The organism is Zestomonas ipomoeae (assembly GCF_057128665.1).
In genome coordinates, this window is the sequence record NZ_JBSKHQ010000002.1 from 391744 (window position 1) to 406033 (window position 14290).

The 14290-nt window shown below is 66.4% G+C and carries 16 protein-coding genes; 5 read left to right on the forward strand and 11 right to left on the reverse strand.

Going from position 1 to position 14290, the window contains the following annotated elements:
• Window positions 1-8: 8 nt before the first annotated feature.
• The 6 genes from ACWKV7_RS05455 to ACWKV7_RS05480 form a co-directional block, all read right to left on the reverse strand.
• Window positions 9-746, reverse strand: a complete 738-nt coding sequence (locus tag ACWKV7_RS05455) for a hypothetical protein (RefSeq protein WP_483856634.1) — start codon at window positions 744-746, stop codon at window positions 9-11.
• Between the two features lie 82 nt (window positions 747-828).
• The gene (locus tag ACWKV7_RS05460) at window positions 829-1233 is read right to left on the reverse strand and encodes an SCP2 sterol-binding domain-containing protein (RefSeq protein ID WP_483856677.1); all 405 of its coding nucleotides are present in this window, start codon (window positions 1231-1233) and stop codon (window positions 829-831) included.
• Between the two features lie 126 nt (window positions 1234-1359).
• Window positions 1360-1632 carry an HU family DNA-binding protein gene (locus ACWKV7_RS05465; RefSeq protein ID WP_483856635.1) on the reverse strand — a complete coding sequence of 91 codons (273 nt, stop codon included), beginning with the start codon at window positions 1630-1632 and terminating at the stop codon, window positions 1360-1362.
• A gap of 187 nt (window positions 1633-1819) precedes the next feature.
• Entirely contained in the window at window positions 1820-2974 is a 1155-nt protein-coding gene (locus ACWKV7_RS05470) for an NAD(P)/FAD-dependent oxidoreductase (RefSeq protein ID WP_483856678.1), read from the reverse strand.
• A 52-nt stretch (window positions 2975-3026) separates the two neighbouring features.
• Window positions 3027-3194 (reverse strand): rubredoxin, encoded by a 168-nt coding sequence (locus ACWKV7_RS05475; protein WP_483856636.1) that lies wholly within the window; start codon window positions 3192-3194, stop codon window positions 3027-3029.
• A gap of 70 nt (window positions 3195-3264) precedes the next feature.
• Window positions 3265-3432: a rubredoxin gene (locus ACWKV7_RS05480; protein ID WP_483856637.1), complete on the reverse strand. Its 168-nt coding sequence runs from the start codon at window positions 3430-3432 to the stop codon at window positions 3265-3267.
• Between the two features lie 189 nt (window positions 3433-3621).
• On the opposite strand from ACWKV7_RS05480, the gene ACWKV7_RS05485 reads away from it, so the two are divergent.
• From ACWKV7_RS05485 to ACWKV7_RS05505, 5 genes are all read left to right on the forward strand, one after another.
• On the forward strand, window positions 3622-4173 hold the full coding sequence (locus tag ACWKV7_RS05485) for a chorismate--pyruvate lyase family protein (protein WP_483856638.1): 552 nt from the start codon (window positions 3622-3624) through the stop codon (window positions 4171-4173).
• A 63-nt stretch (window positions 4174-4236) separates the two neighbouring features.
• Complete coding sequence (gene ubiA / locus ACWKV7_RS05490; protein WP_483856639.1) at window positions 4237-5127, forward strand: 4-hydroxybenzoate octaprenyltransferase; 891 nt, start codon at window positions 4237-4239, stop codon at window positions 5125-5127.
• A 127-nt stretch (window positions 5128-5254) separates the two neighbouring features.
• On the forward strand, window positions 5255-5944 hold the full coding sequence (phoB, locus tag ACWKV7_RS05495) for a phosphate regulon transcriptional regulator PhoB (RefSeq protein WP_483856640.1): 690 nt from the start codon (window positions 5255-5257) through the stop codon (window positions 5942-5944).
• A gap of 62 nt (window positions 5945-6006) precedes the next feature.
• Window positions 6007-7284 (forward strand): phosphate regulon sensor histidine kinase PhoR, encoded by a 1278-nt coding sequence (gene phoR / locus ACWKV7_RS05500; protein ID WP_483856679.1) that lies wholly within the window; start codon window positions 6007-6009, stop codon window positions 7282-7284.
• A 144-nt stretch (window positions 7285-7428) separates the two neighbouring features.
• On the forward strand, window positions 7429-8769 hold the full coding sequence (locus ACWKV7_RS05505; RefSeq protein ID WP_483856641.1) for a hemolysin family protein: 1341 nt from the start codon (window positions 7429-7431) through the stop codon (window positions 8767-8769).
• A gap of 53 nt (window positions 8770-8822) precedes the next feature.
• Here the strand turns inward: ACWKV7_RS05505 and ACWKV7_RS05510 are convergent, their stop codons facing one another.
• The 5 genes from ACWKV7_RS05510 to pstA all read right to left on the reverse strand — a co-directional run bounded on the left by ACWKV7_RS05510 (window position 8823) and on the right by pstA (window position 14277).
• Entirely contained in the window at window positions 8823-9719 is an 897-nt protein-coding gene (locus ACWKV7_RS05510; RefSeq protein ID WP_483856642.1) for a peptidoglycan DD-metalloendopeptidase family protein, read from the reverse strand.
• A 146-nt stretch (window positions 9720-9865) separates the two neighbouring features.
• Entirely contained in the window at window positions 9866-10768 is a 903-nt protein-coding gene (locus ACWKV7_RS05515) for a response regulator (protein ID WP_483856643.1), read from the reverse strand.
• Between the two features lie 84 nt (window positions 10769-10852).
• Window positions 10853-11578 carry a phosphate signaling complex protein PhoU gene (phoU, locus tag ACWKV7_RS05520; protein ID WP_483856644.1) on the reverse strand — a complete coding sequence of 242 codons (726 nt, stop codon included), beginning with the start codon at window positions 11576-11578 and terminating at the stop codon, window positions 10853-10855.
• 128 nt (window positions 11579-11706) lie between these two features.
• The gene (gene pstB, locus ACWKV7_RS05525) at window positions 11707-12540 is read right to left on the reverse strand and encodes a phosphate ABC transporter ATP-binding protein PstB (protein ID WP_483856645.1); all 834 of its coding nucleotides are present in this window, start codon (window positions 12538-12540) and stop codon (window positions 11707-11709) included.
• A gap of 66 nt (window positions 12541-12606) precedes the next feature.
• Window positions 12607-14277: a phosphate ABC transporter permease PstA gene (pstA, locus tag ACWKV7_RS05530; RefSeq protein ID WP_487249194.1), complete on the reverse strand. Its 1671-nt coding sequence runs from the start codon at window positions 14275-14277 to the stop codon at window positions 12607-12609.
• Window positions 14278-14290: the final 13 nt, after the last annotated feature.

A 14290-nucleotide genomic window follows, 5' to 3' on the forward strand; every position in this document is an offset into this window, starting at 1 on the left:
AGGCGGCGCTATCTCAACGCTGCACGGCGCTCGGCGAAGACCGCGCGCAGCTCCTCCACGCAGGCCTGCAATAGGTCGCCGAGCGGTTCCTGCTCGTAGAGCGCCACGTAGTCGGCGAGCTGGTCGCTGGGCATCTGCCGGTAGGCGTAGAACATGAAGGACTCCACTGCCTTGGCGCTGGACTCGCGCAACAGCTGCTCCTGTTTGGCGGTTTGCTCGCTCAAGGCCTGCTCGTCGAGGGTTTCACCGCGGGCCTTGAGCGCCAGCAGGGCCTGGGTCTTGCCCACTTCGTAGCGCAACAGGGTAGCCAGCGCGGTGGTCTGCGCGGCCCGGTCCAGGCGACGCACCAGTTCCAGGCGAAGTCCCAGCGGCGGGCGCTCGGCCAGCTTGAGGCGGTAGTCGGCCAGTCCCTGTGAGCCGCTCTCGCCCACCGCACGCTCGGCCTCGGTGAAGCGCCGCGCCAGGGGCGTATCGAGCAGCGCCTCGGCCTGGCGCAACTGGGTCGCCTCGATGCGGGCGCCGAGGCGCTTGGCCAAGTCACCGCAGAGGGCATCGGCGGAGAAGCGCTGGCTCAATTCCGCCTGCTGATCCTCCGGCAGCCCCCGTACCAGCAAGGGCGCGCTCTGTTCGCAGAGCAAGCGAATGCCGGAAAGGTCGAACAGGCGGTCGAAGGCTTTGGCGGGGACCGGTTCGGCGCGAGCGACGATGGCGGCGAGCAGCAGCGGCAGCAACAGCAGGATACGCATGGGCGGGGTCTTCCAGGATAGCTCCCGCCCAGCCTAGCGAAACCGCCGTGCAGCCACCAGTGGCGGCACGGCGCAGTGGGATTCAGGCGGCCTTTTTATCGCCCGGGTTGGCGGCCTTTTTCTTCTTCGGCACCACGTACTTCATCAGGCCCTGGAACCACATCACCAGTGCGGGATTGCCCTGGACCTGGATGTCCTTGTTCTGGATGCCCTGCATGAAGGCCAGCTGCTTGTTCTTCGCGGTCATGGTGTCGAAGCCGTAGGCGGCATCCTTGAAGCCGAGGGCGAAGGCCGGCTCGCTGCAGGCGCCGCGCTTGCTGACGATGCGCTGGTTCTTGACGACGAAATGACGGGTGACCTTGCCGTCCAGGGTGTGCAGCTGGAATACCAGGTCCTTGCCGGCCAGTTGCTGCTGGAACTCGGCATTGGTGCGGCTGGCCTTGGACATCAGGCGGCCCAGCATCCATAGAAGAAAACGGAATTTCATGCGCACGGCCTCGGCGGGGAAGTGAAACGGCGGCGCATTGTAGCGATTGGCGGCGGGCACTACAGCCAGCCTTTCGGCTGGTGACAGGCGGGAGCGCCCGGGGCATCCGGCCCCGGGCGCACGGGCTCAGTTGACTGCGTCGCGCAGCGACTTGCCCGGCTTGAAGGAGACGGTATTGCTGGCCTTGATCTTGACCGGCTGTCCGGTTTGCGGGTTCTTCCCGGTCCGGGCGCCACGATGGCGCTGCATGAAGGTGCCAAAGCCAACGAGGGTGACGCTGTCCTTGCGGTTCAGCGCGCTGGTAATTTCCTCGAGTACGGCATTGAGAACGCGGCTGGCCTGATCCTTGGTGAGATCGGCTTTTTCGGCGATGGCGGCGGCGAGTTCCGGTTTACGCATAATTGCCTCTTTGACGGTTTTTTGTTGTTGTCTCCGTGCTGTTCTTCCAGAACAGCGCCCAAGGCGCCGCAACAGCTCTGCGCTGCGGCAGACCCAGGGAGAATGGCATGTCGCCGTCACCCGCGCCAGTCTTGTCGGACAGTTTGTCGAGCGTTTTTCGTGCTGCAACCGACAGAACAGAGGCCATTCAAGCCAGCAACGGCGGCAACTGCTTGTTCAGGGCCAGTTTTTCCTGCACGGCGCTGCCGGTCAGGGCATAGCCGAGCAGGCGCCCCTCGACGTCGCGGCAGAGCACCTTGAGGTTCTGGCCGCTGCCTTCCACGCTCCATTCACCTTCCTGGCCACGTGGCGGCGGCGAGACCACCAGCGGGCAGGCCGGGGTCTTCACCGTCACCGGCATCGGCCCGTAGACGACCGCCGTCGGCTTGCCCGCCAGGGTCTGCGCCAGGGCACGGGCACAGGCCATCAGCGGCATCACATAGAGCAGATTGAGGCCGTCCACCTCGGCACAGTCGCCCAGGGCATAGATGTTGGCATGGGAGCTGCGCAGCTCGCGGTCGACCATGATTCCACGGTTCACCGCCAGGCCGGCGGCAGCGGCCAGTTCGATGCGCGGACGCAGGCCAACGGCGGATACCACCAGGTCGCAGGGCAGGCAGGTGCCGTCGGACAGATGCGCTTCCAGGCCGCTTTCCACGTGGTTGAGGCTGGCCAGGGTCGGGCCGAGGTGAAAGCGGGCGCCGATGCCTTCCAGCCCGGCCTGCACCGCCGCAGCGGCAGCCGGATGCAGCAGCGCCGGCATGACCTGCTCGCAGGGCGCCACCAGCTCGACCTGGTAGCCGCCGAGGGTCAGGTCGTTGGCGAATTCGCAGCCGATCAGCCCGGCGCCGAGCAGCAGGACGCGCTTCTTGCCGGCGGCGGCGGCGCGAAAGCGCGCGTAGTCTTCCAGGTCGTTGATCGGGAAGATCGCGTCGCCAGCATCGCCGGCCACCGGCACGCGGATCGGCTCGGCGCCCCAGGCCAGCACCAGGTCGCGATAGGGCACTGCTTCCTCGCCGATCCACAGTTGGCGGTGGCCCGGGTCGATACCGGTGATGCGAGTATGGGTGCGGATTTCCGCGTTGAGCTGCTCGGCCATGGTACCGGCCTCGGCCATGGTCAGCCCGTCGGCATCCTTGTCCTTGCCGAAGCCGGTGGACAGCATCGGCTTGGAATAGGAGCGCCCGTCGTCGGCGGTGATCAGCAGCAACGGGGTCTCGCTGTCCAGCTTGCGGAATTCCTTGGCCAGGTTGTAGCCCGCCAGGCCGGTCCCGACGATCACCAGGGGGGTGCTCATGCTCAGCTCCTGTAAACGACGCGGCGGCCAGTGGCCGCCGCAAGGGGAGGATCGACGCTCAGCCGATCTCGATCATTTCGAAGTCCTGCTTGCCGGTGCCGCAATCCGGACACAGCCAGTCGGCGGGAATGTCCTGCCAGGCCGTGCCGGGGGCGATGCCCTCTTCCGGCAGGCCAGCGGCCTCGTCGTAGATGAAGCCGCAGATCACGCATTGCCATTTGCGCATGTTCGCCTCCGCCAGGGAAAAGCCGACCCTAGCCAACTCCGTGCGGGCTGCCAAGGCACCCGCGGCGGCATCAGGCGATCTCGATCATTTCGAAGTCCAGCTTGCCCACGCCGCAATCGGGGCACAGCCAGTCTTCCGGCACATCTTCCCAGCGGGTACCGGCGACGATGCCTTCGTCGGGCCAACCGAGGGCTTCGTCATAGACCAGGCCACAAACCACACATTGCCACTTCTTCATCACTGCACCTCAAGGCTAAAGCGGATTGCCGCCACGCCCTCTCTCGGGGCGCCGTTCGGCTCAGGCGCTTTTTGTACTGATGCAAGCGCCGCCGCGCAAGTGCTGTCGGACAATCCCGACCTTCGGCCGGGCCCAGGCAAACATGCTAAGCTCGCCGGCCCGAGCCGATCGCCGCCAAAGCCCGTCACCGTGCCCCACGCCGTCCTTGCCCATCCACCCCGCTGGTTCAGCAGCGCGCAGTTGCACCCCGCGCCATCGACCGGCGTGCGCGCCTGGCTGTTCAACGAGGAGTCGCTGACCCGCCGCCTGGTCGCCCTTTCCAACGACGGTTTCAGCGTCACCCCGCGGGAAGAAGGCTGGCAGGTGTTGCGTGCCGACGAATGCGCTGCCCTGGGGGTGCCGGCCGGCAGCCAGGGCTGGGTGCGCGAGGTGTACCTGCGCGGCCACGGCGAGCCCTGGGTATTCGCCCGCAGCGTGGCCGCCCGCACGGCTCTGGAAGGCTCCGGGCTGGCACTGGACGAGCTGGGCAGCCGCTCCCTCGGCGAACTGCTGTTCAGCGACGCGGCGTTTCGCCGCGGTCCCATCGAGGCGACCCGCTATCCTGCCGCCTGGCTGCCTGAGCAGGTCCGCGCCGAGCGCCTGTGGGCGCGGCGTTCGTGTTTCCGCCGGGGTGACCTGGGTGTGCTGGTGGCCGAGGTGTTCCTGCCGGCACTGTGGCGACAGGCCGGCGTCGAAGCCTGAGGCGCGACCAGCTCGTTCCCGCTTGTTCGTATAATGCGCGTCATCCGCATGGAGAGCCGCCCGATGTACACCCGCCTGCTGAAATCGCTGAACCGCCTGCACCCGCGCGCCTGGGACTTCGTGCAACTGACCCGGCTGGACAAGCCGATCGGTATCTACCTGCTGCTGTGGCCGACCCTGTGGGCGCTGTGGGTGGCCGCCAAGGGTGTGCCGAGCGCGTTGAACCTGTTCGTCTTCGTGTTCGGCGTGATCCTGATGCGCTCGGCCGGCTGCGTGATCAACGACTACGCCGACCGCCATTTCGATGGCCACGTCAGCCGTACCCGCGCGCGTCCGCTGGCCAGCGGACGGGTCAAGCCGCGCGAGGCGCTGATCCTGTTCGCCGTGCTGGTGGCCCTGAGCTTCGGCCTGGTGCTGCTGACCAATGCCACCACCATCTGGCTGTCCTTCGGCGGCCTGGCCCTGGCCGCCACCTACCCCTTCATGAAGCGCTACACCTTCTACCCTCAGGTGGTACTCGGCGCGGCCTTCTCCTGGGGCATGCCCATGGCGTTCACCGCCGAGACCGGCAACCTGCCGGCCGAAGCCTGGCTGCTGTACATCGCCAACCTGCTGTGGACGGTGGCCTACGACACCTATTACGCCATGGCCGACCGCGAGGACGACCTGAAGATCGGCGTCAAATCCACCGCCATCCTGTTCGGCGACGCCGACCGCCTGATCATCGCCACCCTGCAGGGCCTGGCCCTGCTCTGCCTGCTGCTGGCCGGCAGCCGCTTCGAACTGGGCGTCTGGTTCCATCTCGGCCTGCTCGGCGCCGCCGCCTGCTTCGCCTGGGAATACCGCAAGACCCGCAACCGCAAGCCGATGGCCTGCTTCAACGCCTTCCTGCACAACCACTGGGCCGGGCTGGCGATCTTCCTCGGCCTGGCGCTGGACTACGCGCTGGCCTGAACCTGCGTCCTGTGCGGCTGCCCGCAAAGCAGCGGCTCGTCTGGGCGCCGGCTTCGTCCTGTCACATGCCTGCAATAATTCCGTTATCTAATGCGGACGCATGATTTGAACGACCCGAGGCTCGACCATGGTTGGCAAGAACATCTTGATCGTCGATGACGAGGCGCCGATTCGCGAAATGATCGCCGTGGCCCTGGAAATGGCCGGCTACGAGTGCCTGGAAGCGGAGAACACCCAGCAGGCCCACGCCATCATCGTCGACCGCAAGCCGGACCTGATCCTGCTCGACTGGATGCTGCCCGGCACCTCCGGTATCGAGCTGGCACGCCGGCTGAAGCGCGACGAGCTGACCGGCAACATCCCGATCATCATGCTCACCGCCAAGGGTGAAGAGGACAACAAGATCCAGGGCCTGGAGGTCGGCGCCGACGACTACATCACCAAGCCGTTCTCCCCACGCGAGCTGGTGGCCCGGTTGAAAGCCGTGCTGCGCCGCGCCGCGCCCAGCGACGGCGAAACGCCGATCGAAGTCGGTGGCCTGCTGCTCGACCCCATCAGCCACCGCGTCACCATCGACGGCAAGCCGGCCGAGATGGGCCCCACCGAGTACCGCCTGCTGCAGTTCTTCATGACCCACCAGGAGCGCGCCTACACCCGCGGCCAGTTGCTCGACCAGGTCTGGGGCGGCAACGTCTACGTCGAGGAGCGCACCGTCGACGTGCACATCCGCCGGCTGCGCAAGGCTCTCGGCGATGCCTACGAAAACCTGGTGCAGACGGTACGCGGCACCGGCTATCGTTTCTCCACCAAAAGCTAAGCGGCGCCCAGCGGGCACCGAAAAGGACTGACTCGGCCGTGAATCAAAACTGGCGTGGTGCCATGGTGCGCCGCCTGCTGTTGCTGTTGGCCGGCTGCGGCCTGCTCGGCCTGGTCACCGGCGAGTACGCGTGGGCCCTGTTGCTTGGCCTGGGTGGCTACCTGGTGTGGAACCAGATGCAGCTGCTGCGGCTGCACAAGTGGCTGCGCGAGCACAAGTCGGAGGAAGCACCGCCGGAAGGCTACGGCCTGTGGGGCGAGGTGTTCGACAGCATCTATCACCTGCAGCGCCGCGACCAGCGCGCCCGCGGCCGCCTGCAGGCGGTGATCGATCGCGTGCAGGAGTCCACCGCCGCCTTGCGCGACGCGGTGATCATGCTCGACAGCGACGGCAACCTGGAATGGTGGAACCGCGCCGCCGAACGCCTGCTCGGCCTGAAGACGCCGCAGGACAGCGGCCAGCCGGTGAGCAACCTGGTGCGCCATCCACGCTTCAAGGAATACTTCGACAAGGGCGCCTACCACGAGCCGCTGGAGCTGCCCTCGCCGGTCAACGACCGACTGCGCCTGCAGTTCCAGATCACCCGCTACGGCAATCGCGAGCACCTGATGCTGGTGCGCGACGTGACGCGCATCCACCAACTGGAGCAGATGCGCAAGGACTTCGTCGCCAACGTGTCCCACGAGCTGCGCACGCCGCTCACGGTGATCACCGGCTACCTGGAAACCCTCGCCGACAATGTCGAGAACGTGAATCCGCGCTGGCTGCGCGCGCTGCAGCAGATGCAGCAGCAGGGCGGACGCATGCAGAACCTGCTCAACGACCTGCTGCTGCTGGCCAAGCTGGAGGCCACCGACTACCCCTCGGACAACCAGCCGGTGGCGGTGGACCTGTTGCTCTTGTCGATCAAGAACGACGCCCAGGCCCTGTCCGGCGAGCGCCAGCATCGCATCAGCCTGCAGGCCGACCCGCACCTGCGCCTCAAGGGCAGCGAGGCGGAGCTGCGCAGCGCCTTCTCCAACCTGGTGTTCAACGCAGTGAAGTACACTCCGGCCGAGGGCGAGATCCAGATCCGCTGGTGGGGCGACGAGCAGGGCGCGCACCTGGCGGTGCAGGACACCGGCGTCGGCATCGAGGCCAAGCATCTGCCGCGCCTGACCGAGCGCTTCTACCGGGTCGATTCCAGCCGCGCCAGCCAGACCGGCGGCACCGGCCTCGGCCTGGCGATCGTCAAGCACGTGCTGCTGCGCCATCGCGGCCGCCTCGACATCAGTAGCAGCATCGGCAAGGGCAGCACGTTCACCTGCCACTTTGCCAACGCCCAGGTGGCCCGCCGCTGATGGCCCGCTCGCCGCGGCGCCGGTCGTCGACGGGTGGCAGCGGCACGCGGCAGATCCCAGCCTGTCGCGCACGGTCCGCGGCGGGCTTGCAAAGCCGACCGACAGCCGCCACCCTTTAGCGGTCATTCAGCCATCGAACCCTCCATGGACCCTTCCCCCAGTTACGCCGCCAGCACCTACTTCGCCGATTTCGGACTCATTCTCTTCGCCGGGCTCCTGGTCTTGCTCAACGGCTTCTTCGTCGCCGCCGAGTTCGCCATGGTCAAGCTGCGCGCCACCCGCGTCGAAGCCATCGCCGAGCGCCATGGCTGGCGCGGGCACATCCTGCGCACCGTGCACAACCAGCTGGATGCCTACCTGTCGGCCTGCCAGCTGGGCATCACCCTCGCCTCCCTCGGCCTCGGCTGGGTGGGCGAACCGGCCTTCGCTCATTTGCTCGAACCGCTGCTGACCATGGCCGGCATCGCATCGCCGGCGGTGGTGCATGGCATCGCCTTCTTCTGCGCGTTCTTCATCATTTCCTACCTGCACATCGTGGTCGGCGAACTGGCGCCCAAGTCCTGGGCGATCCGCAAGCCGGAAACGCTGTCGCTATGGACGGCGGTGCCGCTGTACGGGTTCTACTGGGCCATGTACCCGGCGATCTGGCTGCTCAATGCCAGCGCCAACGGCATTCTGCGGATCGCCGGCCAGGGCGAGCCGGGGCCGCATCACGAGCACCACTACAGCCGCGACGAGCTGAAGCTGATCCTGCACTCCAGCCGCGCCCGCGACCCCGGCGACCAGGACATGCGCGTGCTGGCCTCGGCGGTGGAGCTGGGCGAACTGGAGGTGGTGGACTGGGCCAACTCCCGCGAGGATCTGGTGCACCTGCCGCTGGATGCGCCGCTGTCGGAGATCCTCTCGGTGATCCGTCGCCACAAGTACAGCCGCTACCCGGTGTTCGATCCCGAGCAGGGCGAGTTCGTCGGGCTGCTGCACATCAAGGACCTGCTGCTCGCCCTCGCCGGCCTCGACAGCCTGGCCGAGAGCTTCGCCCTCAGCGACCTGCTGCGTCCGCTGGAGCGCGTGTCCAAGCACATGCCGCTGTCCAGCCTGCTGGAACAGTTCCGCCAGGGCGGCGCGCACTTCGCCCTGGTGGAAGAAGCCGACCACAAGGTGGTGGGCTACCTGACCATGGAGGACGTGCTGGAAGTACTGGTGGGCGATATCCAGGACGAGCACCACAAGGCCGAGCGCGGCATCCTCGCCTACCAGCCCGGCAAGCTGCTGGTGCGCGGCGATACCCCGCTGTTCAAGGTCGAGCGCCTGCTGGGGCTGAACCTGCAGGACGTGGAGGCCGAGACGCTGGCCGGGCTGGTCTACGAGACGCTCAAGCGCGTGCCGGAAGAGGAAGAGGCCCTGCAGGTGGACGGCCTGCGCATCATCGTGAAGAAGATGAAGGGCCCGAAGATCGTGCTGGCCAAGGTGCTGAAGCTCGATTGAACGCAACTATGGGCGGCACCGACTGGCTTGCCGCTCGTAGCCCGTAGCCGCCTCTATTCCCCACCTACAGCGAAGTTCGGCAGGCTGTCCACCGGGCGGGCGAACTTGAAGGGGATCGATTCGAGGGCCAGGCCGACGTTACGCTGCACCACGAAGTGCAGGTGCGGGCCGGTGCTGTTGCCAGTGTTGCCGGAGCGGGCGATGAGGGTCCGGGTTTCGACCCGCTGCCCCTCGCGCACGACGACCGAGCCGCGCATCAGGTGCAGGTAGACGCCCATGGTGCCGTCGTCGTGCAGGATGCGCACGTAGTTGCCGGACGGGTTGTTACCGCGGCCGCTCTGGTTGTTCTCGATTTTGACCACCACACCGCCACGCGCGGCGACGATCGGCGTGCCTTCGGGCATGGCGATGTCCATGGCGTAGCGGCCTTTGGGCGTGAAGTGGCTGTATTTGCCATTGGCGCCCTGGGTCAGGCGGAACGGACCGCCGCGCCAGGGCAGCGGATAACGGTGGATCGACGGCTGCAGGCGCGGATCGCCCATGGCGTAGCGCAGCTTCGGCGTGTAGCGCATGGGTTTGTCGGCATCGCGCGGCGCCAGGGTGACCAGGCGGATCTTGCTGCGTGGCGGCAATACCCAGCGCAACGGCTTGTCCGGCGCGCCGACGGCGTTTTCCACCTTCTTCAGACTCAGTTCCACTTCCACCGGCGAGTAGAGGTCGTTGCGTACCAGCAGGGTCTCGCCCGCCTCGTGCTTCTTGGTCTCCAGCTTCACCTGGCTGTCCAGGCGTTCGACCATGCGGTCGCGGAAGACGAATACCTGCGCACCGGGCGCCGCCTGGTCGCTATAGGTGACCACACCGTTGGCATCGGTGTACTTGTAGATGGTCAGGGCCATGCCGGGAACGGCGAAGGCCGACAGACTGCAGAGAAGAAACAGGCGCCCTAGCATACGAATCTCGGAGCTAATACTTATTGGAGTCCGGGTCGGTAAGACTAGCAGCGGGACCGGCACCTCGCGAGGCACCAGCCGTCGGGCTGTGACGAAGCTCGCGGCGCATCGGGGAACTTCTGGACGGACGGCACAGTCGCGCCACGTCAGGCGCCGGGCACGAAGTGCTTCTGCGCCGAACCGCGGGCGATCAGCCGGGACAGGTAGTCGAGCTTCTGCGGATCGCGGTCGACGAAGCGAAAGGTCAGCTGCAGCCACTCGCTGTCCGGCTTCGGCTCCAGCGCCGCCACCGCGTGCAGGTAGCCGTTCAGGCGTGCCACTTCGCCGCCCTCGCCCTGTTCCAGGTCGAGCACCGCGCTCTCCAGTACTTGCGGCAGGCTTTCCGTGCGCTTGACCACCAGCAGCGCCTCCTTGAGGCTCAGGGCCTTGATCACACACGCCTGGTTGCCGGACGGCAGGCGCAGTTGCCCCTGACCGCGGCCGCCGGGCGCCTGGGCTGCCGGCTTGGACGAGGCGCGCGGCACGGCCGGGCGAGGCGCCGCCGCCGGAATGGCAGCGGCGGCGGGCTGGATGACTTCGGCGCGGCCGCCGGTCAGCGCCGCCAGGGAGTCGTTGGAGAACGCCGTGGTCGGCTTGGCACGTGCGCTGGCATTCAGGGCTTCGAGCTTGCCGGCACGGTGCAGGGCCTTCTTGACCTTGGTGACCAGTTGGTCGTTGGAGAAGGGCTTGCCGATGAAGTCGGAAACCCCGGCCTGGATGGCCTGGACCACGTTGTCCTTGTCGCCGCGACTGGTGACCATGATGAACGGTGTGGTTTTCAGCTCTTCGTTTTCGCGGCACCAGTTGAGCAGTTCCAGCCCCGACATCTCGGGCATTTCCCAATCGCAGAGGATCAGGTCGGCCGGATGACGACTGAGGAACTGCTGGGCCTTGCGTCCGTTCACCGCCTCGTCGATGTGGATGCCGGGAAAGTGGTCGCGCAAGCCTTTCTTCACCAGATCTCGAATAAAGGACGCATCGTCCACCACCAGCACGCTGACTTTGCTCATCGGCCACTCCTGCAGAATGGGCTTAAGCATAGCCGCAAAGGCGCAGCCCCGACAAAACGGAGCGGCGGACGGCGCCGGCAGCCGCTATTCCTTGCTGCCCTGCACTTCTTCCTGCATGCGCGCCAGGCCCAGGTGGCGTACGTCGGTACCGCGCACCAGGTAAATCACCAGCTCGGCGATGTTGCGCGCGTGGTCGCCGATGCGCTCCAGCGAGCGCAGGGCCCAGATCACGTTGAGCACGCGGGAAATCGAGCGCGGATCTTCCATCATGTAGGTGACCAGCTCGCGCAGCGCGGTCTTGTACTCGCGGTCGACGGTCTTGTCGTACTGTGCCACCGACAGCGCCAGCTCGGCGTCGAAGCGGGCGAAGGCATCCAGCGCCTCCTGCACCATCCTGCGCACCTGGTCGCCGATGTGGCGCACCTCGACGTAGCCGCGGGGGGCCTCGCCCTCCTCGCACAGCTGGATGGCTCGCCGGGCGATCTTGCTCGCCTCGTCACCGATGCGTTCGAGATCGATCACCGACTTGGAGATGCTGATGATCAGGCGCAGGTCGGAGGCCGCCGGCTGGCGCCGGGCGAGGATGCGCACGCATTCCTCGTCGATGTTGCGCTCCATCTGGTTGATCTGGTCGTCGATCTCGCGCACCTGCTGGGCCAGGCCGGAGTCGGCATCGATCAGCGCGGTCACCGCGTCGTTGACCTGCTTCTCGACCAGGCCGCCCATCGCCAGCAGATGGCTGCGGACTTCTTCGAGTTCGGCGTTGAACTGCTGGGAGATGTGATGGGTGAGGCTGTCTTTGTTGATCATGTAAGAGTCCTGAGCCGGGGTTTGCATCTTTCCTCTCACACCCGCTAAGAGGCGTGGGGCAGGCCGCGTTCAGGCGAGGGAACCCCTCACCCTGACCCTCTCCCAAGGGGAGAGGGGACTGTCCTGGGTTAACCGTAACGACCGGTGATGTAGTCCTCGGTCTGCTTCTTCGCCGGGTTGGTGAACAGGGTGTCGGTGTCGCCGTATTCGATCAGTTTGCCCATGTACATGAACGCGGTGTAGTCGGACACCCGCGCGGCCTGCTGCATGTTGTGGGTGACGATGACGATGGTGTACTTGGTCTTCAGCTCGTAGATCAGCTCCTCGACCTTCAGCGTCGAGATCGGGTCCAGCGCCGAGCAGGGTTCGTCGAGCAACAGCACCTCCGGCTGCACGGCGATGGTACGGGCGATGATCAGCCGCTGTTGCTGGCCGCCGGAGAGCCCCAGCGCCGAGTCGTGCAGGCGGTCCTTGACCTCGTCCCACAGCGCGGCGCCCTTCAGCGCCCATTCCACCGCCTCGTCGAGCACGCGCTTCTGGTTGATGCCCTGGATGCGCAGGCCGTAGACCACGTTTTCGTAGATGGTCTTGGGGAACGGGTTGGGCTTCTGGAACACCATGCCGACGCGGCGCCGCAGTTCAGCAACATCTTCGCCCTTGCGATAGATGTTCTTGCCGTCGAGGTTGATGGCACCTTCCACGCGGCAACCGTCGACCAGATCGTTCATGCGGTTGAAGCAGCGCAGCAGGGTAGACTTGCCGCAACCGCTCGGTCCGATGAACGCGGTGACGCGCTTGTGCGGGATGTTCAGGCGCACGTCGTGGAGCGCCTGCTTGTCGCCGTAGAACAGGTTCAGCCCCGGCACTTCGATGGCGGTGGACTCTTCAGCCAGGCTCAAGCCCTGCTTGCTACGCCCCAGGGCGGCGAGGTCGATGCCATGGCTGTGGGATTCGCGTTGCATAAACTCACTCCGTTCACGCGTGGAGCTTGCAGCGCGGGCGCTCTCGCCCGGTGCTGCCAGCCGGGATTAGTGTTCCAGCGCCTTGTACTTCTCGCGCAGGTGGTTGCGGATATACACCGCGCTCATGTTCAACAGGGCGATCACCACGACCAGCAGCAACGCGGTGGCGTACACCAGCGGCCGCGCGGCCTCGACGTTGGGGCTCTGGAAGCCGACGTCGTAGATATGGAAGCCGAGGTGCATGATCTTCTGGTCGAGGTGCAGGTACGGGTAGTTGGCGTTCAACGGCAGGCTCGGCGCCAGCTTCACCACGCCCACCAGCATCAGCGGTGCCACCTCGCCGGCGGCACGCGCCACGGCCAGGATCAGCCCGGTCATCATCGCCGGGCTGGCCATCGGAATGACCACCTTCCACAGCGTCTCGGCCTTGGTCGCGCCGAGCGCCAGGGAGCCCTCGCGCACCGCCCGCGGAATGCGCGCCAGGCCTTCCTCGGTGGCGACGATCACCACCGGCAGGGTGAGGATCGCCAGGGTCAGCGAGGCCCACATCAGTCCCGGCGTGCCAAAGGTCGGCGCCGGTGCGGCCTCGGGGAAGAACAGCCGGTCCAGCGAGCCGCCCAGCACGTAGACGAAGAAGCCCAGGCCGAACACGCCATAGACGATCGACGGCACCCCGGCGAGGTTGTTCACGGCGATGCGGATGATGCGGGTGAGCAGGCCCTGCTTGGCGTATTCGCGCAGGTAGACCGCGGCGATCACACCGAACGGGGTAACGATCACCGCCATGATCAGGGTCATCAGCACTGTGCCGAAGATCGCCGGGAAGATACCGCCCTCGGTGTTCGCCTCGCGCGGTTCGTCGCTGACGAATTCCCACAGCTTGGCGAAATAGAACCCGAACTTGTCGGTCAGCCCCATGGCATTCGGCCGGTAGGCCCGCACCACCTTGCCCAGGTTGACGTCCAGCTCGCGCCCGTCGCTGACCCGTACGGTCATGCTGTCGCGCTGGTATTCGCGGTGCAGGTCGGTCAGCTGGGCTTCCAGCACCTTGTACTCGGCGTCCCATTGGGCGCGTTCGGCATCCAGCTCGGTCTGGGCCACGGCATCCAGCTCGCCCTGCAGCTCCAGCTTGCGGGTCTTCAGGCGCAAGCGCTCGAGGCCGTGGTTGATGCGGCCGATATCCTTGCGCTCCAGCCGCTCGATGCGCCCGTACAGCTCATCGACCCGCTGCAGGCGCTGCTGCAGCTCGGCCCAGGCGGCATCGCCCGCGGCGACCACCTGGCCGTTTTCCTTGACGTCCACCAGGCGACCGTAGAGGTTGCCCCACTCGCGGCGCTCGACGGCCATCAGCTCGTCGGGATGGCGCGGCGCGCTCAGCCATTCGCCGACCACCCAGGTGAAATCGGCGCCGAATACATCGCGGTTACCGACCTTGAGCAGTTCGCGGGTCATGAACTCGCCGCCCTGGGTATCCACCGGCAGCCCGGCGGCGGCCAGGCGCGCACGCGGCACCTCCTCGCTCTGCACCACTTCGCCGGCGACCACCTTGGCCTCGCTGCCCGGCACGCGGTAATCGGCTTCGAGGATATCCGCCGGCCAGAAGTGCCCGAGGCCGCGCACAGCGATCACCGCCAGCAGGCCGAGGGTCATGATTACCGCGATGGAGACGCCGCCGCCGGTCATCCAGACCCAGGGCGCGCCGCTCTTGAACCAGGTTTTCAGGTTTTTCTGCTTCACGGACATCTACCTT